Origin of the sequence: Variovorax sp. Varisp85 (genome assembly GCF_047304045.1) — a bacterium.
In the GTDB taxonomy this organism is placed as follows: domain Bacteria; phylum Pseudomonadota; class Gammaproteobacteria; order Burkholderiales; family Burkholderiaceae_C; genus Variovorax.
Genome location: NZ_JBGLYN010000143.1, coordinates 1 through 1,054, shown reverse-complemented (window position 1 = coordinate 1,054; position 1,054 = coordinate 1). Strand labels below are relative to the sequence as shown.

The 1,054-nt window shown below is 60.2% G+C and carries 3 protein-coding genes; all 3 read right to left on the bottom strand.

The window, feature by feature from the left end; translation table 11 throughout:
- On the bottom strand, positions 1-368 hold a 368-nt coding region (locus ACCC97_RS28755; RefSeq protein ID WP_413336375.1), incomplete at its 3' end, for a hypothetical protein.
- A gap of 211 nt (positions 369-579) precedes the next feature.
- On the bottom strand, positions 580-795 hold the full coding sequence (locus ACCC97_RS28750; RefSeq protein WP_413336373.1) for a major coat protein: 216 nt from the start codon (positions 793-795) through the stop codon (positions 580-582).
- 72 nt (positions 796-867) lie between these two features.
- Positions 868-1,054 (bottom strand): hypothetical protein (locus tag ACCC97_RS28745; protein ID WP_413336372.1); only part of this gene is annotated, 187 nt, incomplete at its 5' end.

The following is a 1,054-nucleotide window of genomic DNA, read 5'->3' as shown; positions in this document are numbered from 1 at the left end:
GCACACTGGCAACCACCGGTCACCGAAGTGCTATTAGCAGGACACCCGGTCACGGCCTGAGTCGAAATCACAATAGGGTTCGAATCAGACTGGTACACAGTCGGCTGATAGATGGTCTTGCGCTTATAGCTGCAATAGCCGTCCGAAGCCCCCCCGCTCACGATATAGGGAGAGTCGTAAGTCCACTCTGTATCCGCAGCATCCTGTGTCGTCATCCACGCAGTGCAAGATGCAATACGAGTTGAGTACCAGGTCGATTGGTTCGAAATCTTGTACTGGGTAGACGTCTGAACCGGCACGAGAGCAAACGAAGCACCCGACCACCACAACAGCACCCCAACCATCAGACGGAGGATGTAGCGGCTCATCGACCGCACCCACCGATGAGAGAGCCGCAACGACTCACGCGCTCAGCGACGGATTCATTGAAGTCAGGGGGCATGCGAGAGGCCCGACCGGCCGCACAACCGATCAGTCCCAAGATAACGAAGGCAAGCGCGATGCGGTCCATAGTGGCTCCAGACGTTTACCACTGCACACCCCGAAGGGTGCACAGCAGAAAAAGCCCGAGGCTGATGCTTAGGCCGCGCCGCGAGCGCGCTTGATCCACTTCACGCCGATCATGATGCCGACGACCGTGACGGCGAGGCCGAACATGACGGGGCCGAAACCGGTCGAGCTGGTGCTCAGGCTGCTCACAGCGGCCAGGGCATCGGCCGGGTCTGCAGCGAAGGACGATGCAGCTGCACCGAGGGTTGCGACACCAGCACCGATGCGTGCGAATTGCTTGTTCATTTCTCTCTACTCCATTGACACCGCGACGTTGCGGCGGTGAGCCCTGCACGCAAGGCTCAACGCTGGAACTTCTCAGGCTGCGTACAGCGTTCGCTTGATGGCTCGGACCTTCCAGCCGAGCACGTAACCGGTCATCCACGCGAGCAGGAATGCGCCGACCATGGTCATTCGGTGCACTCCTTCGAACAGCCAGGCATGGCGGGCATGACGGCCGTAACGGGCACGGCGGCTTGCCACGGGTTCTTCCACTTGCCGAGCA

Bases quoted from the DNA above. Each gene is read 5' to 3' on its own strand.
- ACCC97_RS28750 (WP_413336373.1), bottom strand. From the start codon at position 795: ATGAACAAGCAATTCGCACGCATCGGTGCTGGTGTCGCAACCCTCGGT.